Here is a 26,810-nt window from a genome sequence, read left to right as displayed (position 1 = left end):
GGACCTATTTTTTTAAGAGTAATATGCCATTCACCGAATACAGGCCCGATGCCAGCGACGATATATTCACGGGTATATAATTCTCTCCGGCGGCCAGTGCCACTTCTTTTCGCATAACTACCTTCCCACTTACTGAAACAATAGTGATCATGGTCTTACCTGCCCTGGGCGCGGTAAACAGCAGCTGGATATAGTCGTGCGCCGGGTTGGGCATCAGCCGGAGACCTGGCGTCACCGCGGCCGGCGCCAATGCCAGGGAGGTTGCCGTCAGGGTATTAGTCATGGCTTTCAATCCGGCGGGACCATTCGCCTGGGCATAGTTCAGCTGCAGCGTGTGGCCGATGGTCAGCGTGGCCGTGTTGTTGGGAGAAACTACGCCTCCTGATATGGAACCACAATTCTTACCTTCCATCATAAAGGCATAGATGGTAGTATCACCCAGCATCTCGTCAGCCGGGAAGCCAGCACTGCCTTTATAGTTCAGCTGTGTATTGTTGGCCCAGAGATGATAGGTGCGAGGCAGCACCATATAGGTAGTGATACCCCGGACATAGGTCTGTTGCCTGGTGCTGGCATTGGCATATACTTCCATCGCATACGTGCTGTCCCGATGGAAAAAGGAGGAAGTGATCGGCGTAAAGCTGGTAATCGTATTATTGGATAACCTTTCCCTGCAGAAGAAATTTACGACCGATGAGGAGACGGCCCATTTGAAAGCTCCGAAAATATCAGGGAAGGCGGTATTGTTCGTTTGCAGACCCGTGTTGCCGCTGAAGAACGGTGAGGAGGCGCTGTTCTTGCCCATCGCAAAGGACCATTCCACCGTATCGGTGGATGGATCATCGTTCAAGGTAAAAGTGAAGAAAGCGCTGGCTACGGAAGTGGCGTGTGCGATGCCAAATGCGGCGAATTTTTGTGCGGTGGTACCGTTGGAGGCGGTGATCTGCAGTTTCTTGGGCGTGCCGGTGAGGTCAAAGCGGGGACTGCCGGCGCCGGAGCTTGTCCGGACGGTGCCGGTGGGCGGTACGGCTAAGAACCCATCGTTACTTCCTGCGCCCGGAGAGGCGCTGATCTTATTGGTCCCTATTTGTGAATAGCTTCCCAGCCTCCCTGTATCGATGTTATACACCCAGCTCGAATCCACAGGATACTGGTTGGTCCATACGCCCGGGGCCGACGGGTTGGCTGCGGGGTTGACCAGCTTCAACGCTGCCGGAAATCCATCCTGCAAGGTAAAAGTTGCTGTCAGGCTGTCCCCGGCAGAAACCACCGTCGCATTCGAGGCATTCTCCAGCACATTCCAGCTACCTTTCACCGTCAGTGAAATGGTGTTGGCTGTGGACCGCCAGTAGCTGATACTGTCGCTGACTGCGGTCAGGTCGGGGTTGGCGATGGTCAGGGTCAGCGTGTCGCCATTCTCCTTCGCGCCCAGCAAGGCCTTACCCGAGATGCTTTTGACAAAGCCGATATTGACATTGCTTTTGGCCTTGAAAAATACATACGCATTCAGGTTAGCGGAAAAATAACGTACCGCATGCACCGTGTCCGTCTGACTGAGCACCTTGTATACGTTGTTCTGTGCCAGGATGGCTGAAAGGTCCTTCATTTTTGTAGCCGTTATGCCGGGCACGACGACAAATTGATATTTGGCATTCACGGGACTGCTGCCATGCGTAAGCCAGGCCTTGCTGGCTTTGGCGGTAGACGTGCTGTCGCCCGTGAGATCTGACTGTCTGGGCGTTGTCTGCGAGCCCTGGACGATGACAAGGCTGTCATTGCCTTTCGGTATATAATAGCCCGTTCCGGGTGTGTTGACGATCCAATGGCCAGGACTGTCGACTTTTAGCCTGCTGCTGCCGGCGGTTTTTGTGGTGATATTGTCAAGGTTGATCGAATCATTGATGAGGCTCTGATAAAGGTTGGTGACGACCTCGTTGCCGCCCGATGAGGCATTGATACCCGTGCCCAGGCAAACGAGGATCGTATCGAAAGCAAACACCGACTTGTAGAAGCGAAGGTTGTTGGTTGAGTAATTCCCTGATACAGTATCCTGTCTGAAGTCCATGCCGAAGATGCCATTCTTCCCCAGCGATAATGCACCGGCAAAGCTTCCCAGCTGATGCTCTTCCATCTTCGAAGGCACCGCCTGAAGACTGGGATAGGGCAGGCGTACGGTGGTGGCCCCCGGAGGCGCATTCCAATCCCAGCCCGCTCCGTCATTGGTGTAGCCCGTATTCGTCAGCTGCCCAAGATACAGCGGCTCTACTGCGCCATAGCTTTGATAGCGGCCATAACGGTTCTCGGTGGGGAAGATCTCCGCCCCGAACAGCCTGTCGGTAAATCCCCGCATGGCAACGGTCCATCCATTCTTCCGGAAGACCCCCAGCTGCGCATAGTTGAAAGCGTAATAGCCGTCAAAGTCGGTGGCGGGCGCGGTATAATAGCTGGTATTGTAGATATAGTTGTAGAAGGCTGCCATGGCAGTATCCGCCGGAACACCCGAAAGCGCTCCTCCGGCAGCAACCAGCTTGCGAAGATTGCTGTCAGCGAGAGGGATAGAAGTGGGGAAGGGATTGCGCCCGCAGTCCGAGTTGCCGAAGATGGTACCTTTTGAGGTCTCGAGATAGAGGCTTTTGACCACCTTGCTGATATTCGCATAGGCCGTCTGGCTGATGTGGAAGGGTGTATTCCTCACATTGTAGGCGCAGTTGATCCAGCTTGCGAACGCATGCAGATAAGTCACCTGGTGGGCGTTGTGATGGAAGGCCGTACCATCGGGCTTCACACCGTCCCTGCCGCCTTGTCCGGCAAGCGTATTTTCCTCCAGCCACCGGCTGAGGCATTTCAGGTCCCGGACGGCGCTGTCGGCGGCGTCATCCGCGGCGGCCAGCTCATAGAGGTAAGGCGTTTTCTTATAAAGATAATCCTCGTTGAGGCCGGGCGTCACGGTGGGTTGATAGATCTTATTGTATTCATGCGACCACCGCAGCATACGGATGACATCCCTGCGCATAGCGGTTGCATATACAGGCAGCGCTTGCAGGAAACCGGTGGCGAAACTGTCGATTTCCGGGTAGTCGCTCATCATGATCACATTTCTTCCTCCTTCCGCCAGCCCCTGATCCAGCAGGTATTCTGTGAACAACAGCAGCTGCGATTTAGCCACGGCGTCGCTATTGATCAGCCAGGCATTGGCAAGGACCCCGCAGTAACGGGCGAGGAGCGTCAGCGTATCGAGATGGTAGATGGTAATATTGGTCTGTGGCCTGCCGTTGATGCTGCCGTCGGCATTACGGGTGATATTGCAGCCTGTGACGTAGCTCTTTGCAGCACTGAGCAGGCTGAGGTTTGTACTGGGGTTACGGTGCCAGGCGGACCGCACCGTATCCAGTCCGGACAGTTCGGTCGGTGTAGCCGATGTCGCAACGATATCCGGATGGATGAGCCAGCTTTCCAACGGATTGCCGGCAGGACCGTCTTCCGGGTTGATAGCGAAATGCTGGTGGTCCAGCAGCATATGCGGACCAGGGGTCCTTGCTTCACCGTAGCCGGCGAACATCACTTCATCCAGCCAAATGCTCCCGGAGGCATTGGGCGTTCCCGGCCGGTAGATGATCCTGGCTCCCTGCAGGTTGAATCTCGACAAGGTTCCGCCATAGTTATAATCGGTCAGCAGATTGCGATGATATTCCCTCCATCCGCTGAAGTTGAGGAGCACATGCCCTTCCCTTTGCACCGTATTGGTATTGTCCAGGAACTGGACGATCAGCGTATCCTGTCCTGCCGACGGGCTGTAGATATAAAAATGCGAGGATGAGCCAATATCTGTGCCGATGCCCAGGCTGGAAGCCCGCAACGTGTCTCCGGCAGCTGCGGTCCATTTCAGGGAATGCGTACCCCCTTTCAGGTGATCCGTGCTGAGCGAAAGAACAGAAGTGGTGGTGGCGGTCCAGTTGACGGGAATGCTGTCATCGAAATGTACGACATCGGACTGTGCTCGCACAGTGAGCCAGGACAAGGCGACGCAAAGGGCCGCCAGGAAGGTCTGCTTCATAGCTAAGGTTTGTAGTGGTTTAAGGTCTTTATGGTTTTAGGTTCCTATGAGGCAATATACGAATTGATTGTCGAAGAAGAATTACGGCTTCTTCTAATTCTTTTTCATTCATGGAGGCAAACCCGATTCGCAGCGCGTTGTAACGTTGGTCATCGGCATCATACATGCGGCCATCGCTTATCATGAGGCCGTTGCGGGCGGCGGCCGCAGCAATCGCCGGCAGGGGATAGTCTTCCCGGAACCTTGCCCATAGTGCCAGCCCGCCCTGTGGTTTCTGAAAAGAGACGACGTCGCCCAGCTCGTGTTCCAGCAGGCTGCACAGGATGTCCCTGCGCTGATGATATAATTTAACGGAGCGCTTCAGGTGCTTTTGCATCTCTCCGCCTTTGAAAAGGGACGCCAGCGCTTCCTCCAGGAGGCTGTCGCCACGGACATCGATCATTCTCCTCAATTGCGCCGCCTGTTCGATGAAGTTGGCGGGAGCGATCATATAGCCGATGCGGATGGGTGGAGCTATCGATTTTGTCAGCGAGCCGATGTAGATGACATTGCCCCTGTGCGCAGCACTGGCCAACGGAAGGATAGGACCGCCGGCATAATGGAAATCATAATCGTAATCATCCTCTATGACGGGAAAACGATGTTGTTCGATCAGCCGCAGCAGCCGCATCCTTCTCTCTCCGCTGAGGGTCACCGTGGTGGGATGATGGTGATGGGGGATGATATATAGCAGGTCAGGCTTTTGCCGGCTGCAAAATGTTTCGATGAAGTCGACGTCCATGCCATTTTCATCCATCGGCACCCGCACCAGCCTGGCGCCGAACTGCCGGAATATGGCGTCCGCCATAAAATAATTGGGTTGTCCCACCAGGACCATCGACCCGGGCCGGATGATCATCCTGGCTGCCATAAAAATGGCCATCTGTGCCCCCCGGGTGATCAGGATATTGTCCGTGGTGAGGGTTAGCCCTCTCGTTTCCGACAGGAATTGTGTAATGGCGGTACGCAGGTTGACAGATCCGGCCTGGTCGCCCATCATGATAAATCGCTTATAAGACGACTGGTTGAACAGGCGCCTGTACTCCCGCAACAACTGATCGATAGGAGCGATCCTGGGATCGGGAAAGCCGTCATTGATCACGGGCCGTAATTTTTCCCCTTTGGCCGGCAGCGGAACCATCGGCCCAAAATCATAAAAAGGGAAGGAGGCATTATTGCTATAGGCTCCGGCCGTCCCGAACTCCTTAAAATCCTGGGGTTTGATCTCCGGCAAACGTTGCGACACCTGCGGACCTCTGCGGGGGATCACTTCTATCCAATCCTGAATGAACAGCTCCTGATACGCCGACTCCACCGTCTTGCGATGGACACCCAGCAGGGATGCCATTTGCCGGCTGCCGGGCAGGCCAGCCCCCGGCTGGATGATCCCGTCCCTGATGAGCCGGATTAGTCCGTTGGCAATCTGCTGGTAGACGGGGATCGCCGCTGCCCGATTGATAATGATGAGTGTCTGGAAAGGCAACATGGGGCCTAAAGGTAGAACATGAAAACAATTGTAAAAATTATTTGCTAAATAAATTAGTAATTTTACGCCTGATAACCTATTTCTATAAAAGAAAAAGTTGTCCGATAGGACAACTTTTCATAAATTTGTACATCCGATGGAAACTAATAAATATCGGGGTTATTACTTTCTATAAGAAATACTTTGAGGACTTCTTTGTACAACAAAAGCAGAAAGTAAAGGATAAAATAATCTGGACCTTTCGCTTGATCGAAGAGTTACCCCAAATACCTGAATCCTATCTTAAACATTTGTCAGGGACAGACGGCCTCTATGAGATAAGGATTCAGTCCGGCAGTGATATTTTCAGGGTGTTCTGTTTTTTTGACCAGGATAAGTTGATCATTCTCATCAATGGATTTCAGAAAAAAACGCAGAAGACACCCGGGAATGAAATAGTCCGGGCGATCCAAAAAAAAAGAATATTATGAAGAAAAAAAACAACCTAAAAAGTCTTGATCAATTCGTCGACGAGCAGTACGGAAGAAAGGGCACACCCAAAAGAGATAAATTGGAGAAGGACTACAAGGAATTCAAACTTGGCGCCCTGATCCAGGAAGCCCGTCTGGAAAAAGGTATGACCCAGGAAGAGCTCGCCGAAAAATGCGGGACAAACAAAGCCTATATATCCAGGGTGGAAAACGACGTGAAAGACGTTCGCATATCAACTTTACAAAAGATCGTAGAAACAGGGCTGGGAGGAAAATTGCATTTATCCATCAGACTTTGAATTCCCCGCACTTCTCCTCCCGACCCCGGTTATATTAAAACTCATCCCCCCGGGCAAAATCACTCTTCCTGTACATCCATTGCCCGCTGGTGAAATCCGGAAAATCCACTCTTTCATTCCCCATTTCGATAGAACTTTCACTCAAAGGAGTAATAGCGCTCCAGGCCGCCGCATCATATACATCCATCGGCGTAGCCGTATTCCGCTTGATCGCCTCGATGAACCCATGCAATACAAAAAAGTCCATGCCTCCATGCCCCGCACCCTGTGTATCCTTGCTCCAGCGTTTCCACAGCGGATGATCGTATTTGTCATACCATGTCTGCGCCTGATCCCATTCGTCGTCCTTGCTGACGCCTTCCACATAGATCGTGCTGCTGACATCCATCCAGAGTCCTTTCGTACCCTGCACCCGGAAGCCCAGGGAGTAAGGACGGGGAAGGTTGGTGTCGTGCTGCAGCAGGATGGTCACGCCGTTGGCACATTTGATATTGGTGGTCACCACATCGCCCAGGGCAAAATTGACCTTTGTGCTGGAATGGGCCGGACCGCCTTTCGCAAGCGCATATTCATGCAGTCCGCGGCTCTTGCTGGCAAATGAGCACAGCGATACGAAGCGGTTGCCTCTATTGATATCGATCATCATGGCGACGGGGCCAATGCCATGTGTGGGGTAAAGGTCGCCATTGCGATGTACGGAATGTTCCGTCCGCCAGTGGGCTTCGGAAAAACCTTTTTCCCCGAATTCCGCGCCTACGCCAGGAGGGTTCTTGCCATCATTGAATTTGATGCCGCGAAGGTCATGCTGATAACCTCCCTGCACATGGATGATCTCTCCGAAGACATTTTGCCGGACCATGTTCAGTACTGCCATCACATCCCGCCGGTAACACACATTCTCCAGCATCATAACATGCGCCTTTGCCTGCTCTGCTGCCTTTACCACCTGCCAGTGGTCCTGGAGGGTAATGCCCAGGATCACTTCAGTACCTATATATTTAATGCCGGCCGCCAGCGCATCCAGGATCATGGGAGCATGCCATTCCCAGGGGGTGGCGATGATGACCCCGTCGAGGTCTTTTAGCTCCAGCAGCTTGCGGTAAGCATAGTTGTCGCCCGTGAAAACCTTCGGCATGGGCTTGCCAGCCTGTTTGAAGACGTTTGCCGTCCGTTGCAACATGCGTTCATCCACGTCACAGATGGCCACTATCTCCGTATCGGGCCGCCTCAATGCCAGGGCTACGTGGCCTGTCCCTCTGAATCCCGTTCCGATGAAGCCCAGGCGGACCTTGCGGTCGGCGGGGACGGCGGCAAACAGTTGATCGGGGCGGAGCATAGCCAGGCCCGCAGTGGCAAGTGTCATGTTCTTAACGAATTCTCTCCTTGAAGCAGTCATGGTGTTTAATATATTAATCCGTGAATATTGTTCTGGGAATGAATTTCATACTCTTTTGTAAATATAAGTACAACAAACGTTTGCGTAATTTTATGTCGGGATATTGATTATTTTCAATCTGAATGGAAGACAACCGATATTGGTCTGACTGCTGGAATGCCTTTAGAAAAGGGGATGAGGAGAAGTTCCGCCTGCTGCATGATGGATTTTTCCATCTCCTGCATGACTATGCATTGCGCCTCCTGCAGGACCATGACCTGGCTTATGATGCCATCCAGGATCTTTTCATGAAATTATGGATCCGGCGGAGTTCGCTTCCGGAAGTGCAATTTGTAAAAGCTTATTTGCTCCGAAGTCTCCGGACAACCATTCTGAACAAGCTCCGCTCACTGAAATTATATGAGCTGAACATCTCCTTGCAATCTTCCGTCCCGGATATCGAGTTCTCTCCCGAAGAAATAAAGATAAAAGAAGAATCCGAATTGCTGAATGCCCGGAATTTGACCAAAATGATCAACCAGCTGCCTCCTGTCCATAAGCATATTATATATCTCCGGTTTTATGAAGGTCTCTCCTACAGGGAAATTAGCGAGGTCGTAGATATGAATTATCAATCTCTGATCAATACTATCCACAGGATCCTCAACAGGGTCAAGGCCGCCTTAAAAAATCATCCCGAATTCCTGCTCCTCTTCCTGTTCCTGCCGCATCTTGCATAGCAAGGAAAAAATATTTCCCCAAAAATGAGTTGAAACTAAGTTTTCGCGTGTCTACTGTATATACAGGATAACCTTTAAACCATGAGCGAAGATAACGAGCACTTCCCGGAAGACGTTCCTTTTGAATTCATTAAACCCGAAAGGGATGAACGCCTGAAGGAAAAAAGCTGGAATGACCTGTTGCAGAACAGGCCTCCGGACCCACCTGTAAAAAGGGGGCTGCGGGTGAGGTTTTGGCCGGTGCTGCTGGGTGGGGGCGGTCTTGTTCTGCTGGTCGTCCTTTTTTCGAAAGGAGGATTTTTCGGAACAAAGCCTGTTGAGTGGGAGACCATTACAACGGGCAATGGGCAAAAAAAGTTCCTGTTGCCGGATAGCTCCGAGATCTTCCTGAACAGGTTCTCGGAAATAAAGACCGATATCCGGAACTGGTCCGACTCGAAAAGAGAGGTCTGGTTGAAGGGAGAAGCCTTTTTCGAGATCAGGAAGCATCATTCGGCCGGGAATGGTTTTTCGAATTTCATCGTGCATACGCCCCGGGGCGATATCGAAGTACTGGCAACCGCTTTCGATGTAATGACAGACAGCTCCGGATTTACCGCCAGCTTGAACAGTGGTAAGATCCTTGCCCACATCGGCAAGGAAGAAAGAGTGGCCCTGGCCCCGGGCCAGGTGCTCCGGGTGAGCCATGAGGGGATCTCGAAGAAGGAAATGAATGTGCAGCTGTACAGTGCCTGGAAAGAAGGGAAGTTCCATTTTGATCACACCAGCCTTATCGATATAGTAGACCTTATCCAACGGTATTATCACCTGAAAGTGAGGGTAGGGGCCGATGCCCTGCTGCAATCCAAAAAGATTTCCGGTAACATCGATGTCGCAGATTCCGGCGAGCTGATCAGGTCTTTACAGGTGGTCATGGGACTGCATGTAAGGCAGACAGGGGATTCGCTGATCATTCATAAATAGACCAAATCAATTGCTTATGTGTACAATGCATTCCATCCCCCGATGGGGCAAGGGCATTCTATTGCTGCTGATCCTGACAGGGCTCGCTCATTACGCAGGAGCCCAGGCAGGCAACAACGGGAAGAACAGTATCGAATTGTCAAAGTTCATCGACAAATTGTCAAAGGAAAAGAGCTGGAAACTGCTGTATAATCCCGACGATGTTGACAATAAATATGTGGATCTTTCTTCGGCGGGCCCCACCCGTGACTGGGATATTGCAAAGCTGTCCGCCTTCCTGAAAAAATACAACCTGCAGCTGCAGAAGACAGGAGAAAGCGTCTATTACCTCAAAACCATTCCAGCCGCGCCGGTTAAAGCGCCCCAAAAAAGCAGCGGCCGGGACAAGCGCCTGTTAAGAGGCAGGGTACTGGACACAAAAGAACCTTCAGGGCCGATCGCCGGTGTATCCGTGGCGACAAAAGGCATTGCTTCGGGTGCTACCACGGATGCGGAAGGCTACTTTGAAATGAACGTGGGCGAAGGTGATCAGCTGGTTTTCTCCTCCGTGGGCTATAAGACGAAAGAATATGTGGTGACGGCCAACCAGGCCAGCATGATCATTTCGCTGGAAGAAAGCGCGAATGCCATGAACACGGTCGTTGTCACCGGTTATTCCCAGCAAAAGGCCAAATACCTTGCCAGTTCGGTCAGCACGATCAGCACCGATAATGCCAATAACAAGCCCGTGACCCAACTCTCCCAGGCGCTGCAGGGGGGCGCTACGGGCGTATATGTCAATCAAAGCTCGGGCCTGCCGGGCAGCGATGTGGCCTCCATAACCATTCGCGGCATAGGGTCCTTCCAGGGCACCAACCCGCTGGTCCTCGTGGATGGGATGCCCATGGACATGAACCTCATAGACTATTCCACCGTGGAAAATATCACTGTCCTGAAAGATGCGGCAGCCGCCTCTATATACGGCGCCCGTGCAGGTAATGGGGTGATCCTTATTACGACCAAGAGAGGGGTGGCCGGCAAGCCGGTGGTGCAGTACAACTCCTGGGTTGGCGAGCAGGTGCCTACCTACCGGCCCCATTTCGTAAATGCCCCGACCTATATGCGTTTGCTGAACGAGGCGCAGCAGAATGTAGGCGGAGATCCCCTTTACAGCCCCAGCGCTATTGCCATCACCGCCTCGCACCTGGACCCCATCAATTATCCCGATACCCGCTGGAGCGATGTCCTTCGCTCTACAGTGCCCATTCACCAGCAGTCCCTGTCGGTGTCCGGAGGCAACAGCGCGGCCCGCTTTGCATTGACCGCCAACTACACGTCCCAGGACGGCATGCTTACGAACACCAAATTCAACAGGGCTTCTATCAGGGCCAATACGAGTATAGACCTGCGTAAGAATATTGTGGTGTTCATGGACATGCTGGTGACCCGTACCCAGCAGACAGTTCCTTATTCGGCCGGTCTCACCGGCTCTTCCGGCGCCGTCTCGGGAGTAAGCCAGGTGTTGGGCTGGATCTATACAGCCCCTCCCACCGTCATCAAAAAATACCCCAACAAAGCTGCCCGCCCCGGATATACCTATTACGGCACCTACGGGGAAAGCTGGAATCCCGTCGCCCAGCTGGAAAGAGGCGGAACTGCACAGTCTATCAACGACCAGTCCGCGCTGAACCTGCGCCCGAAATGGACGATCATCCCGGGGCTGGATCTGAAAGGACAGTTCAGCTACCAGGTAACTTCAGGTGTCAGCAAGCAGAACAGGGATGCCTATATTTTTTACGATTATTTCACTGATCAGCCTACCGGGCGGGCCTATTCGGATGTCAAGTCGGCGGGCCCCACCAACCGGGCAGGATATTACTACCTGGGGGCCAACATGGACTATACCCGGAGCTTTGGCATGCACCGCATCAATGCCCTGGCCGGCTATTCCCAGGAGCTGACCAACTCCGACGCCTGGACCGAGATAGCCCTGCGTTCGGTCTTTGGGAAAGTATATTACAGCTACCGCAATAAATACCTCATGGAATTGGGCATACGCGGGGACGGCTCTTCCCTCTTCGCACCCGGGAAAAGATGGGGGACCTTTCCCTCGGCCGCCATTGGATGGAACCTCGCCGGAGAGGACTTTATGAGGGATATTTCCTTTCTGAACCAGCTGAAGCTGAGAGCCTCCTACGGAATGCTGGGGAATAATAACATCAGCCCTTATCTCTATCAATCCACGATCAACACGGCCGATGGAAGGGAAGCTACCAACGCCAACCCGGATATCACCTGGGAACGGGTCGGTATCCTGGACATCGGCGCCAATATCACCCTTTTCCGCAAGCTGGATATCACACTGGACTATTATGACAAGAAGACCACCCGGATGATCCTCTATCCCCAGCCCAGCCTGGAATCCGCCCTGATCTCCGGACCAGCCAACGTGGGCAGCATGCAGAACCGCGGTGCGGAAATGGCCGCCTCCTATGGCGGCACGATCACAAAGCATTTCATGTTCAATATAAGTGGTGGCGTCTCCTATAACAAGACCCGTATCCTGAAACTCGCCGCCAACCCGCTCGTCTCCGGCGATTATATCTACCGGGAAGGAGGGGAAATGGCAGAGTTCTACGGCTACCGGAGCACGGGATTGCTGCAGCAAAAAGATATTGCGGCGGGCGTGCCCATGCTGGCAGGTCAGGTAGCGGGCGACATCGGGTATGCAGACAGGAATGGAGATACCAGGATCTCCGATTCGGACAGGGTCTCGCTGGGCAACAGTATCCCCCGTCTGAACTATTATACGAACCTGACGATCTTCCTGGGCAATTTCGATCTCTCCACACTGGTGAACGGCGTCGGCAGAGTAGGGTTGCAATATACCAGCCGCTTAGCCAATCCGCTGAATACGGCAGGCAATGGCGGTACGCCCCAGCAATTTCAGCTGGACTACTGGACGCCGGAACATACGGGCGCCAGCCGGCCGCGGCTTACGCCTACCCCCGGCAACAACGGGCTCACTTCCAGCTTTTGGATCAAGAATGGCGCTTTTGCCAGGATCCGCTACCTGGCCCTGGGCTACACCTTTAAGCTGAGACCCACTTCTTCCCTCAAAAAGCTGCGCGTGTATGTAAACGCCCAAAACCCCTTCACCTTTTCTGGGGTAAAAGCCATCGACCCGGAAAGCCGGGGCGCCGAAGGCACTTATCCTATCATGCGTGTGTATACATTCGGCGTCAACCTTTCCCTTTAATCTCTGCAATACAAATGAATATGAAGCGACAAATATGTTTACCAGTGATAGGAGTCCTGCTCTGCCTGGCAGCTTGCAAAAAAGATTTTTTAAGCCGCAATAATCCCACCGCCACCACGGATGAGAAATGGTGGAATACAGAGACGGATCTTACGGCAGCGCTGGCCACGGTATATGAAGGACTGCCTTCAGGAACTGTGTATGATTATAATTTCCTCAACAATGTCTGGATGCACCGCAGCGGAGCTACTGACGAGAGCGTTTTCAGGGGCAATTTCGACGATTGGCAGGACTATCCCGTAGGAGCCGTCACCACGCAGGAATACTCCGCCTACCAGACGTACATGAAATATTACGGATATATACGCAACGCCTGCCGCTTTATAGAGCATTACCAGAAGGCTTATGTGGCGGATGCGGACAAGAAAAGCCGTTATGGCGCCGAGGCCCGTGCGTTAAGGGCCTGGTATCATCTCCAGCTCTTCATGCTGTACGGTCCCATACCCATCGTATCCCATTCTTTGAATGCCAATGAGCAATTCGTAAAACGGAGTACGCAGGAGGAAGTAGTGCAGTTCATTTCCTCAGAATGTGATTCCGCTGCCGCAGGCCTCCCCGCTATATACGATCTCTCCAATACTTTTCGTATCAGCAAGGGCGCCTGTTATTCGATGCAGACCCAGCTCTATATGTTCATCGGTGATTATACCAGCGCCGTGGCGGCTGCCAGAAAGGTCATCGGCCTGGGAGCCAACAGCCTTCATCCCTATTACACCCAATTGTTCCAATATGCAGGGGGCGGCAATGGGGAAGAGATCCTGTATAAGCCGGGGGGACAGCGGGAAGCCTTTTTTCGCAATGCGCCCAAGAGTTTCGGCTGTCAGGCATGCAACAGCCCCACCCAGTCGCTGGTCAACACTTACGAGACACTCCAGGGAAAGACCATCCAGGAGCTGGGGCCGGATAGTTTTGCCATTTACAATGCCAACCCGGAGTATAATAATAACCGGGACCCCCGCCTGAAGGCTTCCATCGCCATCCCCGGTGAGGTATGGATGGGCACGCGCCTGGACCCCTTCACCGTCAATAGCCCCGACCAGATAGGGGTGGCCCAGTCCACTTTCACCGGCTACTGGATAAAAAAATATGTAGACCCGCTGGACCGGAGCAATACTTACGGGGGCTCTATGAACTTTATGATCATCCGCTATGCGGAGATACTTCTCGACTACGTGGAGGCCCTGATCGAGACGGGCCAATACCAGGACCCGGATGTAGTCAAATACCTCAATGCCATCCGTAACCGGGCCGGCATGCCTTCCGTGGATGAGACCGTCTACAACACCCCGGAAAAGCTGCGTGAGCTGGTCCGCCGCGAACGGATGGTGGAGCTGTCCTTTGAAGGGCCCCGCCTCTACGACATCCGCCGGTGGAACATAGGCAGCCAGGTTTTAAGTGGCCCCACGCTGGGCGCCGTAGACCCGGCTACAGGCAAGAACATAGTGGTGGAACAAAGGGTGTTTAACCCCGCCAGGGACAATCGCTGGCCGATCCCGCTGACAGAAATGACTTCCAACCGGGCCATGGAACAAAACCCGGGATGGTGATAGCCACCAGGTACTCCCGGAAAAAAATATGTCATTAACAAAAACAACAGCATGATGAACCTGATATATAAAAACATAGGAGTATCCATCCTCCTGCTGATGGCGCTCTCCGCCTGTAAAAAGAATGACGGGTTTGTGCACAATCCTTCAGCGCCCATTTTAGTGGACAGCTTCCTCCCTTCCAAAGGCGGCTATGGTACGGAGGTACTGATCTACGGGAATAATTTTACGACGGCCAGGGACAAGATCTCCATTACATTGAATGGAATGGCCTGTGAGGTCGTAGGGGTCAACCAGGGGCAAGTCCTGGTAAAAGTGCCGTTGAAAGCGGGTACGGGCAAATTTGCTGTCACGATAGACGGCGAAACGAAGTCCAGCGACGCGGCATTCAGCTATATCTATGCGAAGAAAGTGACTACAGTGGCAGGTAATGGCTCACAGGGCTTCATCGACCAGGTCGCCGGAACTGCAGCTTCTTTTTACTTTTACGACCGGACAGGCCTGACCATCGACGGCACTGGAAATCTATATATAGCCGATTGTGGCAACCATATCGTCCGAAAAATAAATACGTCCCGCTTTGTAACGACCTTTGCCGGTCATATCAACGGTGAAGGTTATGCGGACGGACCGCCTTCCACGGCGATGCTCAATCTTCCTACTGATGTGGAGATGGGTAAGGACGGTAATCTCTATGTAGCCGACAGGTGGAACTGGTTTGTAAGAAAGATCGCCCCGGATGGCACGGCCTCCAGCTTTGCCGCCATCGCAGATCCTGCCGGCATCGGCGTGGATAAAGCCACCGGTAATATTTATGTCGCCAGTCCTTCCAACGGCGAAGTATACCAGGTACTGCCCGATGGCACCGTCAATACATTGCCCGTGAGTTTCAACTATCCCTCCGACGTGGCAGTAGACACAGCCGGCTATGTGTGGGTCGTCGACCAGGGACTGTCCACGATCGTTAAGCTCGATCCTACAGGAGGCGCCTGGACGGCAACGACCATTGCCGGTATCCCCGGCACCACCGGATCTGCCAATGGAGGCCCGGGCACTGCGACTTTCAACAATCCGGTAGGCATCACCATCGATAAGCAGAACAACATCTACATCTCAGATTATTTTAACAATAACATCCGGATGATCGATGCCGCCGGAACCACCACTACCTTCATCGGCACTGGATCGGCCGGCTATAAGGATGGGGATGCTTCTGAGGCACAATTCTCTACGCCGAGCAGCGTGGTATTCGACAAGGACGGGAATATGTATGTGCTGGATCGGGGCAACGGGTATATAAGGAAGGTTACTATACAATAATAACAGGAGAAATATGACAAAAAGACTATCAATGCTGCTATTGGGATGGTTGTCCACAGCCGTTGTTTCATATGGGCAAAATGTCCAGGCAATACAAGCGCTCGTCGATAGAAGGGTCCCATTCCTCCACAAAAAGGTCATTATTCATGCAATCGGGCCAACACCAGGGGATACAGCCTCCTATTTTACCCGCAACCAACGGCTATACATCAACGCATCGTCGACAATTTCCGCCACTTACGCGCTGGGCGACTATTTGAGAACTTACTGCGGCATCAGCTTATCGCACACGGGAGACCAATCGGCGCCTCCTTCCTCCCTGCCCGCAACGAATGGCGTGATACCGGTGTCGGCCCAACATACGTACAGGTATGCGCTGAACTATTGCACTTATAATTATACCATGAGCTTCTGGGGCTGGAAAGAATGGGAGCATGAGCTGGACTGGATGGCTTTCAATGGGGTCAACCTCATGCTGGCTCCGATGGGGACGGAAGAAATATGGCAGCATGTATTGCAGGATATAGGTTATTCGGACGAGGACATCCGGAAATATATTCCCGGACCCGCTTTCAACGCGTGGTGGCTGATGGGGAATATACAGGGATGGGGAGGCCCGGTAAGCGATGCGATGATCCACCGTTGGACCCTCCTCCAGCAACAGCTGCTGGAACGCATGCATGAGCTGGGCATTCAGCCGGTGATACAGGGTTTTTGCGGCATGGTCCCTTCTACCATTAAAAAGTATTTTCCCCATGCGGCCGTGGTGGACCAGGGCAATTGGGGGGAAGGCCTCATCCGTCCCGTTTTCTTATTGCCGGGAGATACGCTGTTCCCGAGGATCGCGGCGCTCTACTACCACTACATGGATCAATCCTATGGCGACCGTACATTGTACGGGGATGTAAAATTCCTCGGAGGGGACCTGTTTCATGAAGGTGGCGCCACCGGCGGTATAGACCTCCCGTCTACGGCGGCTTTGATACAGACGAATATGCAGCAATACCATCCGGGAAGCACCTGGGTACTGCAGGCATGGCAGGACAACCCGAAAAAAGATTTTTTAAAGGGGCTTGACAAGCAGCATACGCTGATCCTCGATCTGCGGGGCGATGCAGACAATAACTGGGAACGCACAGGCGGCTATTCAGGCTACCCCTGGCTCTGGTGCTCGATGGTGAACGGAGGTGGTACCGTGGGTATGGAAGGTCGCCTGCTGCGCATACTCCTGGAGCCGGGACGGGCAAAGGCTACAACAGCCGGCTCCTCCATGAAAGGGGTCGGTATAGTACCTGAAGGCATCGCGAATAATGATATCATGTATGCTTCCCTGTTAAGATCAGCCTGGGCCAAAGAACCGCCTGCCATAGACAGCTTCCTGAAGAAATATATCATTTCACGCTATGGGAAATACGATGCGGATATTTATGAAGCCTGGCAGCTGTTGCTGCAATCGGCTTATATATCGCATACGAATGAGTTGACGGATGCCTACGAGTCTATCTTCTGTGCGAGGCCCGACACCAATTTCATTACCAGCGTTTCAACCTGGGGATCCAAAAAGCTGCCTTATGACCCCGCGATCTTTTCAAGGGCTGCGGATCGTTTTGTCCGGGCTGCCGGGCGATTTACCTCCTCCGAAACCTATCGTTACGACCTGGTCGACATCGTCCGGCAGGTGATAGCCCTGAAAGCAAGGCTGCTGTATGCCGGGATAATGAAAGCGTGGATCGCACATGACTTGCCTTCATTCAAGATCGCCGGACAACAGTTCATAAGCCTGCTAAAGTTGCAGGACAGGTGGACGGCAACGAATAGCGCTTTCCGGCTGGATACCTGGCTGGAGCAGGCGCGCGGCATGCTGCCGGATGATAAGGATAAAGACCTGGCGGAGTGGAACGCGAAAGCGCAGATCACTTACTGGGGACCCGACAGCAATCCCGCTTCCCTGGTGCATGACTATGCCAACAAGGAATGGAGCGGCCTTTTAAATGACTTTTACCTGCCCCGGTGGCTGCTGTTTTTTGACTATGCGGAAAAGCGCCTGAAAGGCGAGACCGTTGCCTGGCCGGATTTCTTCAGCCTGGAAAAGGCCTGGGCACGACGGCATGGCATGCCTGCGGCGATGAACGGCTCCCGCAAGCCTGGAGAAGATTGCATTAAAATTTTACCTGAGATCATCAGCAACATTAAATAATCAAGGATGAAAAAATTAGGAATATTTATAGGATTAGCTTTGGTGAGTCTTTCCCCTGTTTGCGCCCAGGACACCACGGGCCTGACGTTTAATGCGCAGGAGCCGGAATATCTGCGGAATGCGCGGATGGAATGGTTCCGGGACGCTCATTTCGGCATGTTCGTCCATTGGGGGCTTTACAGCGTAGCCGAAGGCATCTGGAATGGGAAAGATTACGCCACCAACGGCGGCGCCGCTGAATGGCTGCAAAATGCCGCCAATATACCCGCGGATGTGTATGCCAAAACCCTCACCCCGCTGTTCAGGCCGAAAAAAGATTTTGCACGGGAATGGGCCCGCATGGCAAAAGACGCCGGATGCCGGTATGTTATTTTTACCAGCCGTCACCATGAAGGCTTTGCGTTGCATGACAGCAAGACGACTACTTTCGACGGTATGGATGTCACCGGTAGAGACCTGGCCAGGGAGATCATCAACGCCCTGCATGAACAGGGGCTGCGCGTGGGCATCTATTTTTCCCTGCTGGACTGGCATCATCCCGATGCCTATGTGGAACATGGACTGCCTGCTCCGGGTAATGTAAAGAATGAAGGCCGGGACAATAGCAAGTATGTGGAATATATGTATAAACAGGCGGAAGAGCTGTTCTCCAATTACGGACCTGTCGATGTGGTCTGGTGGGATTACAGCTCGGAGGAGATCCAGGGTGAGAAATGGGGCGCCCGCAAGCTCGTGGCCATGGTAAAGACACATCAACCCAATATTATCATGAACAACCGTCTGTATGCTTTCGAAAAGAACAGCCAGTTTACGCGCGCTAATGGCGACCTTGTCACACCCGAGCAGCATATCCCCGAGACGGGCTTTAAAGGCATGGACTGGGAATCCTGCATGACGATGAATGGCACCTGGGGATATAGCAGGAATAACCAGAATTGGCGCACGCCCAGGGAATTGATCCGCAATATGGCCGATATCGTGTCGAAAGGAGGTAATTACCTGCTGAATGTAGGACCAATAGGAGACGGCACGGTACCCGCCAGGAGCGTGGAACTGATGCACAGCATCGGGCAGTGGATGAGGATCAACGGGGAGTCTATTTATGGCACCCGCTCCAATACCATCGGAAGGGTAGCCTGGGGACGGATCACCACCCGGCCCGGTCGGTACTACCTGCATGTTTTCAACTGGCCGGCGGACGGACGCCTGCATGTGCCCCTGGCGCCGGCCGGCGGCAGCTCCCCCCGTGCCTGGTTCCTGGCAGACAGCTCCCGCAGGGAATTGCCGCTGGAGATCAGCGAAAAAGGCATCGATATCGACATCAGCAATAAGGCATTCAAAGACAATGACAACACCGTCATCGTCCTGGAGGCTGAAGGCAGGTCGCTCGCCGCCCTCGGCACATTCCCGGAAAAGGATGGTGCCTTCCGGTTAGTAGCAGGAGATGCCGCCTTGAAAGGCGACCGGCTTGTCCTGTCACTGACGGAAGAACCTTATATCAATACCTGGATGGGCGCTGACTCGGCAGAATGGACGATCAATGTTCCTGCTGATGGAAAGTATAAGCTGGTGTTGAATTATGCCTGCACCGATCAATCCGCCGGATCCACTATACGTATCATTGCCGGTCCCATCAATGGCCGGACATCTGCCATAGCAGGCGCTGTGCTCACTACGGGAGGGTGGGATGCGTTCAGGGAATGGAGCCCGGGTATCCTCAACTTGTCTAAAGGTGTGAACAGGCTGCTGGTCGCCGGCGCACCCAAGCCCGGCATGGGAGTAATGAATCTTAAATATGTCCGCCTTATCCCGGTGGAGAAAAAATAGTATATGACGATCAGATCAGCTCCGAAAATTCGGCTACCATCCCGTTCAATGTCTTCTCTTTCTCCGTCAAACGTTGTAGCAGGGTCAGCTGGTTGACAGCCCTGACAAGGTTGTGCCCTTCGTATTTGGCCCCGTAATACCGGTCGTCGTTAAGATGGTCCGTTAGGAAGCGGATGGCCTGCATATAGATCATGAACTTGCCGGCATATACGATATGTTCCATCTCGGCCGTGCTGAGCTCCTCCTTCATCTCGGAGAGATATCCCCGGACAATGGCGCGAAAGTACTCTTCCCTGATGATGATGAGGTCCGTATCCTTTTCCTCTTCGCTGACAGGAGACAGATAGGTGCGCATCATGTCTCCGAGGTCGCTGATGAAATAGCCCGGCATGACGGTGTCCAGGTCGATGACGCAGAGGCCCTTGCCTGCCTCGTCGAACAGGACATTGCTGATCTTCGTATCATGGTGTGTCACGCGCAGCCGGAATCCCGAATGTTGCCTGATGTCCTCGAAGGTGTGGAGAATGTCCCCGAAAGACCGGATGGCTGCAATATAGTCGCCCGTCGCGGCAATGCGGGTGGGATTGCCTTGCTGCAGGGCTTCTTCAAACTGCCGGTAGCGCAGCGACAAATTATGGAAATCAGGCAGGGTGAGATGCAGACGCGCAATGGGAAAGCCTGACAGCAGCCGGGTGAACTTCCCGAACTGACGCGCGGCCTGGTAAGCCTGATCGGCGGCGGCCACCACGTCATAAGTATAGGAGCCTGCAATGAAGGGGGCCAGCCGGAAATAACCTTCGGACGTCTGAACGAGGCTCCTGCCATCGCGGGTGCGGATAGGCTGGACAAAAAGATATTCCGGATGATGGGTCCGGAGATAGCCTGCCAGGGCATCCATATTTTCCGCGATCAGGTGTGGACGATGGAAGACGGCGTCATTGATACGCTGAAGGATATACTCATCGGGGCCGCAGCTGACTTTCCACGTATGGTTGATAAGGCCGGTGCCAAAGGGCCGGACAGAACATTGATCTTCGGGAAGGCCATAGGCCTCCAGGATGCTGGGGAACATAGGCCAAACATAATCAGATATTCTTTGATTTTGGAGGTCAAACGATTGCGTATTTTACGGAGTATGGATCACCAGCTTCGATTCCAACGTGACCTTTTTCCATGGCGAGGTGGGATCGGCAAGAATTTCCAGGAGCGCTTCCGTAGCACGCTGCCCCTGTACATAGGGAAATTGCTCAACGGACGCCACGGGCGGAAAGGCGGTATAATGGCTGATGGGCAGATTGGCATAGCTGACAAAGGTCAGGTCCTCATTGATCTTGTATTTCTTTTTTACGGCATACTGGACGGCATCCATCGCGACATAATCATTGAAGGCGACGATGGCAGTAGGGTGTCTTTTAAGGGATAACAGCTTGCTCATAGCTTTGTCCGTCCCCTCCCGGGTGAGGTCGGACGACACCACCAGCGTGGGATCGTATTTCAACCGGTGTTTCTGCATAGCCTTGATATAGCCTTCCTCCCGCTGCCGGCTGGCCAGCAGCTTGTCCGGGCCATTGATCATGCCGATGACGCGATGGCCCTTGCCTAACAGGTATTTCACGGCTTGGACGGTACCCGCCACCATGTCGCAGGCCACATAGTGAATATCAGCCAAATTGGGTATCCTGTCGAAGAACACCACAGGTATGCCGGCTTGCTGCAGCGACACGAAATGAGTATAATCCTTCGTATTCTTGGCAATAGATATGATCAACCCATCCACCCGATGTTTTTTCATCGTGTTCACGATCTGTTTTTCCCTTTCCTCTTCGTCATGCGACTGTCCCATCAGCACGGAATATTGGTGGCGGCCGGCCATGTCCTCGATGCCGCTGATGGCGGCGGAAAAGAAAGCTTCGGAAAGCTCCGGCAGGATGACCCCGATGGTGAAGGTCTTACGCTGCTGGAAAAAGATGGCAGTCTGGTTGGGCTCATAATTCAGCTCCGCGGCCAGCTGCTGCACCCGCATCTTCGTTCGCAGACCAATGCTGGGATGATCGTGAAGCGCCCTCGATACAGTCGAGGCTGAGATATTCAGCCGCCTGGCAATTTCTTTGATAGTAGGAGGCGCGGGCATGGAGCTTTTTGATAAAATTAGGGGAAAACCTCCAAGCAAAAGGGTATTTAATTTTGCGGTCTTTTTAGGCCTCAAAAATTTTGAAAAAATCTTTCACCTTACGGGTTCTTTAGAAAAAAATGTAATGATTACCCCCAGCGACAAAAAAGCGTTAAAGAAATTCGGTGAAAACCTGAGAAAGCTCCGGAACGAGAAAGACTTCAGTCTCCGCGAAATGTCGTATGCTTGCAGTATAGATAACAGTAAGATCGCAAAGATCGAAAAGGGTCAGATCAATATTACGCTGACCACGCTTTTACAACTTGCCGTAGCCCTTGAAGTACATCCTTCATCCTTGCTGGACTATCCATCGGAGTAAATGTTGCTGACCACCTGCCATCGGTCTGCAATGCTTTTTAATTACCCAAAAGCTATGATCTGCATGGACCGTAAGGACGAAGTATTAAAAAAATTCGGCAGCCACCTGACTGCCCTGCGGGAAGAAAGAATGCTGACGATCCCGGAACTGGCAGCCGCCTCGGGCCTGACCCCTGCCCAACTGCGACGTATAGAGGCAGGAGAGGTAAATATCCTGTTCACCACCGTCGTATCTTTGTCGAGAGGACTGAAAATATCCCCCGATCTGCTGATGCAACCACTGGATCCGGGCTAGTAGTTTTCCTATTGGAGGGACAAAGGACGCGTTGTATCTTGGGATTGATCCAATTCTATGAAAAACTAAACCTATGGCTACCTTAGTAGGAATTTTCTTTTCCTCCATCTCGATCTTCGGCCTCTTTAAATGCAAAACGAAAACGGCCCTCCGTAAGATCGTATTACTGGCTTTCTCTATTTTTCTCATCCTGACACAGCTGCTCTTTATGAACAGCGTGCTGGAAATGGGCGGCCAGGAGTTCATTTTTCTTTCAGGCATATTGAGCGGTATAATTTTAATCCTGGCCTTTCAGAGGAGCGAAAGATGATAGGCCGTATATTGCCGGTATGTTCAAAAATGCTGCTCTACTTGCCGGACTGGCCCTTATCACCGCCACCGCTTTCGCCCAGCGGACATCCATCTATCATGAGGGGTGGATAGACTTCAACAAGAATGGTATCAAAGATATCTTCGAAGACCCCGCTCAGCCGGTGGATCTTCGTGTGACCGATCTGCTGTCCCGGATGACGTTGGAAGAAAAGACCTGCCAAACGGCTACCTTATACGGTTACGGCCGTGTGTTAAAAGATTCCCTCCCCACACCCGGATGGCAAAATGAGATATGGAAGGACGGCATTGCCAATATCGATGAGCACCTGAACAGCCTGGCATATAACCCTAAAGCCGCTTCATCTCTGTCCTATCCCTTCAGCCGGCATGCCGAAGCGATCAATACAGTGCAGCGTTGGTTCATAGAGCAGACCCGCCTGGGCATCCCCGTCGATTTTACCAATGAAGGTATCCATGGCCTCAACCATGACAGGGCGACGTCGCTGCCCGCCCCCATCGGCATCGGCAGCACCTGGGATAAGGAGCTGGTCCGCCAGGCCGGAGCCATCGTGGGAAAGGAGGCCAAAGCCCTGGGATACACGAACGTCTATGCCCCCATCCTGGACCTTGCACGGGACCCGCGCTGGGGACGCACGGTGGAATGTTATGGCGAAGACCCCTTTTTGGTGGCGGAAATGGGTAAAGAAATGGCGCTGGGCATACAGGGAGCGGGAGTCGCCGCCACCCTGAAACATTATGCCGTTTACAGCATGCCGAAAGGTGGGCGTGACGGAGCAGCCCGGACGGACCCGCATGTGGCGCCCCGCGAGCTTTTCCAGATGTACCTGTACGCTTTCCGGCGCGTGATCCGGGAGGCCCATGTCATGGGCGTAATGAGCAGCTACAACGATTGGGACGGCGTACCTATCACCGGTAGTTACTATTTTCTTACCCAGCTGCTGCGGCAGCAATTCGGTTTCGACGGCTATGTGGTCTCCGACAGCGAGGCGGTGGAATACCTCTTCTCCAAACACCATGTTGCCGATACCTATAAGGAAGCCGTTCGGCAGGCGATCGAGGCAGGCCTGAATGTCAGGACGAATTTTACCCCTCCCCATATCTTTATCCAGCCGCTGCGTGAGCTGGTGAAGGAAGGCCGTGTATCCATGCACACATTGGATCAGCGGGTGGCTGATGTGCTGCGGGTTAAATTCCGCTTGGGACTGTTCGACCAGCCTTATGTGAAAGACCCCAAACAATCGGATGCGTTGATGAAAAGCAGCGAATCTCATGACCTCATGTTGCGAATGGCCCGTGAATCGCTGGTGCTCCTGAAGAACGACGGGAACCTGCTGCCCCTGGATAAAAATAAGCTCCGGCACATCCTGGTGACGGGCCCCCTGGCCGCGGAGACCTCCTATGCCATCAGCCGCTATGGCCCCTCCCATATTTCCCCTATCTCCGTATTGCAAGGTCTGCGTTCCTATTTGGGTGACAAGGTCAGGATCGACTATGCCAAAGGATGCGGGATGGCGGACAGCGCCTGGCCTGAAAGCGAGATCATCCCCACTCCGCTGAGCGCAGAAGAAAAAAGCGGGATGGAAGAGGCCACGGCAAAAGCCGGCGCCTCAGATCTGATTATTGCCGTGCTGGGGGAGGATGAGAAAAGGGTAGGGGAAAGCCTTTCGCGTACGGGTCTCGGCCTGCCCGGACGACAGGAACAGCTGCTGGAAGCGCTCCGGGCTACCGGTAAGCCGGTGGTGCTGGTGCTGATCAATGGCCAGCCCCTGACGATCAACTGGGCCAATCGCTATATCCCTTCCATCCTGGAAGCCTGGTTCCCGAACTCCCAGGGAGGACAAGCTATCGCTGAAACGCTTTTCGGCGATTATGATCCGGGAGGCAAGCTGTCCGTCACTTTCCCGAAGACCACCGGTCAGATTGAATTGAACTTCCCTTATAAGCCCGGCTCACAACCGATGGAGGGAAAGGACGGCGTAGGAAAGACGAGTGTCTTTGGCCCCCTTTATCCTTTTGGATATGGCTTGAGCTACACTACTTTCAGCTACAGCAACCTCCTGGTCACGCCGGAACAGCAGCCGCCGCAGGGCGATATCGAAGTATCGGTGGATATCACGAACACAGGTAACCGAAAAGGCGACGAAGTGGTACAGCTTTACCTGAAGGATGAGGTAAGCAGCGTGACTACCTACGAGTCGCAGCTGCGGGGGTTCCAACGCGTAACCCTGGCGCCGGGTGAGAAAAAGACACTGCATTTCATCCTGCACCCGGAAGACCTTTCCATCCTGGATAAGAATATGAACTGGACGGTAGAGCCGGGGAAATTTGAGGTACGGATAGGAGCCAGCTCAACGGACATACGCCTGAAAAAAGAGTTTGAGATCTTGCCGTAAGATCATTCCACCAGGATCTTCGCATTCCCGGCAACATATTTATCCCCGGCGCTGAGACGTACCCAGTATACACCGGGAACAGAGGGCGGCTGTACGGACGCCTGGCCCCCGTTCACTTGTACTGGCATATTCCGGCAGGCGCCGCCCGCACTGTAAAAGTACAACGTGTAGTTGCCGTCACGCAATCCCTGCAGCTTCAAAGACTGTCCCTGCCCGGGCTGGGTAGGAAAGATACGCCAGCCGGCTGTGGACGCCGGATCTTCCCCGCGGAGCGCCAGCACACGGCTATATCGCACCTGCTGTCCGGACAGGACCATCTTCAGCCGGTAATAATAGACGCCGGCGCCAGTCAGCGTGACATCTGTGTAACTACCTTCTAAAGTATTATCGGCGCTCCTTATCCCGGGACTGACGGCAGGCAGGTCGTAAAAATTCGTACCATCTGCCCCCCGTTGTACCACCAGCTGAAAAAATTCGTCAGCATTGCCCAGGCGCCATTGCAGCAATCCTTTATTGTCCTGAATGGCGCCGGTGAAGTCGTCGACAGAGAGCGCCAGCACTACAAACGATCCTGTAGCGAACACAGTGTTGACGGCCACCAGATCCAGGCCGCCGCCTGCAGACTCAGTGGTATTGGTGGGATAGACGGTCGCATCGGTGAGGTTTAAGAGCTGCGCCGAAGTGGGAGAAGTGATCCCATCTGGTCCCAGCAGTGCATATCCATACAGGGTCTGCCCTGCCGTAATACCCAGGTCGGCAAAGGAAAAGAAGACGCCTCCTATCTCCTGGTTGACAACGGAAGAAACGCGCAAATGCGCATCGCTGGCATCCTTACGCAAAACATATGCGGCAAATTGTTTGTTGCCATTCGCCGTGGTCGGATGCCCCCAGCTGCCATTGGTGGATCCATTTCCCCCGGTGCAGATCCTGACGGCGCCGAAACTCGCCGGGTTTCCGGAAGCATCCAGGCTGGTGATGGCTGCGATCCGGAAAGGATCATGATTATAATTAGCGCCCCTGTCCAGGATGGTGAAGCCGGCTTTTTCCGGGTATGCGGTATTCAATCCCGAAGAGAAGATCACGTCCACTCTTTCGATGTTGTTGTTGTTGTCATCTCCATTGGAGGCATTGGTAAAGAGATTATCCGTTCCCTCATTCAGGATCCCGGCCGTCAGCACATTTTCCATTACGTCGACATAAGGTGGTTTGAAATTCAGCACACCGGGAGAAGGGCAGGCTGTTGCCGACGACGCAGTGGATTCCATGTATACAATATTGCGCGTACCTGTTACCCTGGCATTATTCACTCTCCGCAATTTTACAGCCGCCGCCGCTCCGGGCGCTACAAAATAGGTGCTGCCATTGGCATTAAAACTATATAGCTTATATTGATTGGAGCTGCCATTGCTGAATGTGTAGGTATAGAGGGTGGAGGAGCAGCCACTGAAGGTGCCAATGCCGGAAGGGAAGGCCGTATAGCTGCCCAGGCTGCTGGCAACTGAACTGTAGCTGCCCGAGAATTGGGTGACAGGGGACTGCGCTGTCGCTGCCCCGCCACAAACAAGCAGGACCAACACGGCCAGGGGTACTTTAATTTTCATCGGGATCGGATTGTAAACGCAAGGTACCATGTTGTAGAAGCCGTTCCAAATCACTTTCCGCGTTTTGAATGAATGCGCTGACATG

At 53.3% G+C, this 26,810-nt stretch carries 19 protein-coding genes; 13 read left to right on the top strand and 6 right to left on the bottom strand.

Annotated features, from left to right (window positions below):
- Positions 1–4: 4 nt before the first annotated feature.
- Positions 5–4,054: a polysaccharide lyase family 8 super-sandwich domain-containing protein gene (locus Q4E93_RS08695; RefSeq protein ID WP_303584331.1), complete on the bottom strand. Its 4,050-nt coding sequence runs from the start codon at positions 4,052–4,054 to the stop codon at positions 5–7.
- Positions 4,055–4,082: 28 nt separating this feature from the next.
- On the bottom strand, positions 4,083–5,579 hold the full coding sequence (pdxR, locus tag Q4E93_RS08690) for a MocR-like pyridoxine biosynthesis transcription factor PdxR (RefSeq protein WP_303584329.1): 1,497 nt from the start codon (positions 5,577–5,579) through the stop codon (positions 4,083–4,085).
- On the opposite strand from pdxR, the gene Q4E93_RS08685 reads away from it, so the two are divergent.
- Both Q4E93_RS08685 and Q4E93_RS08680 read left to right on the top strand, forming a co-directional pair.
- Positions 5,561–6,049 carry a type II toxin-antitoxin system RelE/ParE family toxin gene (locus tag Q4E93_RS08685; protein ID WP_303584327.1) on the top strand — a complete coding sequence of 163 codons (489 nt, stop codon included), beginning with the start codon at positions 5,561–5,563 and terminating at the stop codon, positions 6,047–6,049. The genes pdxR and Q4E93_RS08685 overlap by 19 nt on opposite strands.
- Positions 6,046–6,348 carry a helix-turn-helix domain-containing protein gene (locus tag Q4E93_RS08680; protein WP_303584325.1) on the top strand — a complete coding sequence of 101 codons (303 nt, stop codon included), beginning with the start codon at positions 6,046–6,048 and terminating at the stop codon, positions 6,346–6,348. Before Q4E93_RS08685 ends, Q4E93_RS08680 begins: the two co-directional genes overlap by 4 nt.
- Before the next feature lie 34 nt (positions 6,349–6,382).
- Here the strand turns inward: Q4E93_RS08680 and Q4E93_RS08675 are convergent, their stop codons facing one another.
- Positions 6,383–7,744, bottom strand: coding sequence for a Gfo/Idh/MocA family protein (locus tag Q4E93_RS08675; RefSeq protein ID WP_303584323.1), 1,362 nt, complete (start codon positions 7,742–7,744; stop codon positions 6,383–6,385).
- Between the two features lie 122 nt (positions 7,745–7,866).
- On the opposite strand from Q4E93_RS08675, the gene Q4E93_RS08670 reads away from it, so the two are divergent.
- The 7 genes from Q4E93_RS08670 to Q4E93_RS08640 all read left to right on the top strand — a co-directional run bounded on the left by Q4E93_RS08670 (position 7,867) and on the right by Q4E93_RS08640 (position 19,615).
- Positions 7,867–8,463 carry an RNA polymerase sigma factor gene (locus Q4E93_RS08670; protein ID WP_303584321.1) on the top strand — a complete coding sequence of 199 codons (597 nt, stop codon included), beginning with the start codon at positions 7,867–7,869 and terminating at the stop codon, positions 8,461–8,463.
- An 81-nt stretch (positions 8,464–8,544) separates the two neighbouring features.
- Positions 8,545–9,426 (top strand): FecR family protein, encoded by an 882-nt coding sequence (locus Q4E93_RS08665; RefSeq protein ID WP_303584319.1) that lies wholly within the window; start codon positions 8,545–8,547, stop codon positions 9,424–9,426.
- Between the two features lie 16 nt (positions 9,427–9,442).
- A complete protein-coding gene (locus Q4E93_RS08660; protein WP_303584317.1) occupies positions 9,443–12,664 on the top strand; it encodes a SusC/RagA family TonB-linked outer membrane protein in 3,222 nt (1,073 codons plus the stop codon).
- Positions 12,665–12,684: 20 nt separating this feature from the next.
- Positions 12,685–14,271 (top strand): RagB/SusD family nutrient uptake outer membrane protein, encoded by a 1,587-nt coding sequence (locus tag Q4E93_RS08655; protein WP_303584315.1) that lies wholly within the window; start codon positions 12,685–12,687, stop codon positions 14,269–14,271.
- A 51-nt stretch (positions 14,272–14,322) separates the two neighbouring features.
- Complete coding sequence (locus Q4E93_RS08650) at positions 14,323–15,591, top strand: IPT/TIG domain-containing protein (RefSeq protein WP_303584313.1); 1,269 nt, start codon at positions 14,323–14,325, stop codon at positions 15,589–15,591.
- A gap of 13 nt (positions 15,592–15,604) precedes the next feature.
- On the top strand, positions 15,605–17,788 hold the full coding sequence (locus tag Q4E93_RS08645; RefSeq protein ID WP_303584311.1) for an alpha-N-acetylglucosaminidase: 2,184 nt from the start codon (positions 15,605–15,607) through the stop codon (positions 17,786–17,788).
- Positions 17,789–17,794: 6 nt separating this feature from the next.
- Positions 17,795–19,615: an alpha-L-fucosidase gene (locus tag Q4E93_RS08640; RefSeq protein WP_303584309.1), complete on the top strand. Its 1,821-nt coding sequence runs from the start codon at positions 17,795–17,797 to the stop codon at positions 19,613–19,615.
- A gap of 10 nt (positions 19,616–19,625) precedes the next feature.
- Here the strand turns inward: Q4E93_RS08640 and Q4E93_RS08635 are convergent, their stop codons facing one another.
- Positions 19,626–20,687, bottom strand: coding sequence for a phosphotransferase enzyme family protein (locus Q4E93_RS08635; protein ID WP_303584307.1), 1,062 nt, complete (start codon positions 20,685–20,687; stop codon positions 19,626–19,628).
- Between the two features lie 54 nt (positions 20,688–20,741).
- A complete protein-coding gene (locus Q4E93_RS08630; RefSeq protein WP_303584305.1) occupies positions 20,742–21,746 on the bottom strand; it encodes a LacI family DNA-binding transcriptional regulator in 1,005 nt (334 codons plus the stop codon).
- 124 nt (positions 21,747–21,870) lie between these two features.
- Between Q4E93_RS08630 and Q4E93_RS08625 the strand changes: the two genes are divergently transcribed.
- From Q4E93_RS08625 to Q4E93_RS08610, 4 genes are all read left to right on the top strand, one after another.
- Positions 21,871–22,104: a helix-turn-helix domain-containing protein gene (locus Q4E93_RS08625; protein WP_303584303.1), complete on the top strand. Its 234-nt coding sequence runs from the start codon at positions 21,871–21,873 to the stop codon at positions 22,102–22,104.
- A 63-nt stretch (positions 22,105–22,167) separates the two neighbouring features.
- The gene (locus tag Q4E93_RS08620; RefSeq protein WP_303584301.1) at positions 22,168–22,398 is read left to right on the top strand and encodes a helix-turn-helix domain-containing protein; all 231 of its coding nucleotides are present in this window, start codon (positions 22,168–22,170) and stop codon (positions 22,396–22,398) included.
- Between the two features lie 73 nt (positions 22,399–22,471).
- Positions 22,472–22,708: a hypothetical protein gene (locus tag Q4E93_RS08615; protein WP_303584299.1), complete on the top strand. Its 237-nt coding sequence runs from the start codon at positions 22,472–22,474 to the stop codon at positions 22,706–22,708.
- A gap of 19 nt (positions 22,709–22,727) precedes the next feature.
- Positions 22,728–25,124 (top strand): glycoside hydrolase family 3 N-terminal domain-containing protein, encoded by a 2,397-nt coding sequence (locus Q4E93_RS08610; protein ID WP_303584297.1) that lies wholly within the window; start codon positions 22,728–22,730, stop codon positions 25,122–25,124.
- Positions 25,125–25,126: 2 nt separating this feature from the next.
- Here Q4E93_RS08610 and Q4E93_RS08605 read toward each other — a convergent pair whose 3' ends face one another.
- Positions 25,127–26,725, bottom strand: a complete 1,599-nt coding sequence (locus tag Q4E93_RS08605) for a hypothetical protein (RefSeq protein WP_303584295.1) — start codon at positions 26,723–26,725, stop codon at positions 25,127–25,129.
- Between the last annotated feature and the right edge of the window lie 85 nt (positions 26,726–26,810).

Origin of the sequence: Flavitalea plasmicola (genome assembly GCF_030546645.1) — a bacterium.
Classification (GTDB): Bacteria; Bacteroidota; Bacteroidia; order Chitinophagales; family Chitinophagaceae; genus Puia.
The sequence above is the reverse complement of the archived record's forward strand: the minus strand, read 5'-3'. Positions and strand labels throughout refer to the sequence as shown.

Coding starts and splice junctions, on each gene's coding strand:
- Q4E93_RS08680 (WP_303584325.1), top strand. CDS start 6,046: ATGAAGAAAAAAAACAACCTAAAAAGTCTTGATCAATTCGTCGACGAG.
- Q4E93_RS08610 (WP_303584297.1), top strand. CDS start 22,728: ATGTTCAAAAATGCTGCTCTACTTGCCGGACTGGCCCTTATCACCGCC.
- pdxR (WP_303584329.1), bottom strand. CDS start 5,579: ATGTTGCCTTTCCAGACACTCATCATTATCAATCGGGCAGCGGCGATC.
- Q4E93_RS08625 (WP_303584303.1), top strand. CDS start 21,871: ATGATTACCCCCAGCGACAAAAAAGCGTTAAAGAAATTCGGTGAAAAC.
- Q4E93_RS08630 (WP_303584305.1), bottom strand. CDS start 21,746: ATGCCCGCGCCTCCTACTATCAAAGAAATTGCCAGGCGGCTGAATATC.
- Q4E93_RS08650 (WP_303584313.1), top strand. CDS start 14,323: ATGATGAACCTGATATATAAAAACATAGGAGTATCCATCCTCCTGCTG.
- Q4E93_RS08605 (WP_303584295.1), bottom strand. CDS start 26,725: ATGAAAATTAAAGTACCCCTGGCCGTGTTGGTCCTGCTTGTTTGTGGC.
- Q4E93_RS08655 (WP_303584315.1), top strand. CDS start 12,685: ATGAAGCGACAAATATGTTTACCAGTGATAGGAGTCCTGCTCTGCCTG.
- Q4E93_RS08675 (WP_303584323.1), bottom strand. CDS start 7,744: ATGACTGCTTCAAGGAGAGAATTCGTTAAGAACATGACACTTGCCACT.
- Q4E93_RS08615 (WP_303584299.1), top strand. CDS start 22,472: ATGGCTACCTTAGTAGGAATTTTCTTTTCCTCCATCTCGATCTTCGGC.
- Q4E93_RS08635 (WP_303584307.1), bottom strand. CDS start 20,687: ATGTTCCCCAGCATCCTGGAGGCCTATGGCCTTCCCGAAGATCAATGT.
- Q4E93_RS08665 (WP_303584319.1), top strand. CDS start 8,545: ATGAGCGAAGATAACGAGCACTTCCCGGAAGACGTTCCTTTTGAATTC.
- Q4E93_RS08640 (WP_303584309.1), top strand. CDS start 17,795: ATGAAAAAATTAGGAATATTTATAGGATTAGCTTTGGTGAGTCTTTCC.
- Q4E93_RS08695 (WP_303584331.1), bottom strand. CDS start 4,054: ATGAAGCAGACCTTCCTGGCGGCCCTTTGCGTCGCCTTGTCCTGGCTC.
- Q4E93_RS08620 (WP_303584301.1), top strand. CDS start 22,168: ATGGACCGTAAGGACGAAGTATTAAAAAAATTCGGCAGCCACCTGACT.
- Q4E93_RS08670 (WP_303584321.1), top strand. CDS start 7,867: ATGGAAGACAACCGATATTGGTCTGACTGCTGGAATGCCTTTAGAAAA.
- Q4E93_RS08660 (WP_303584317.1), top strand. CDS start 9,443: ATGTGTACAATGCATTCCATCCCCCGATGGGGCAAGGGCATTCTATTG.
- Q4E93_RS08645 (WP_303584311.1), top strand. CDS start 15,605: ATGACAAAAAGACTATCAATGCTGCTATTGGGATGGTTGTCCACAGCC.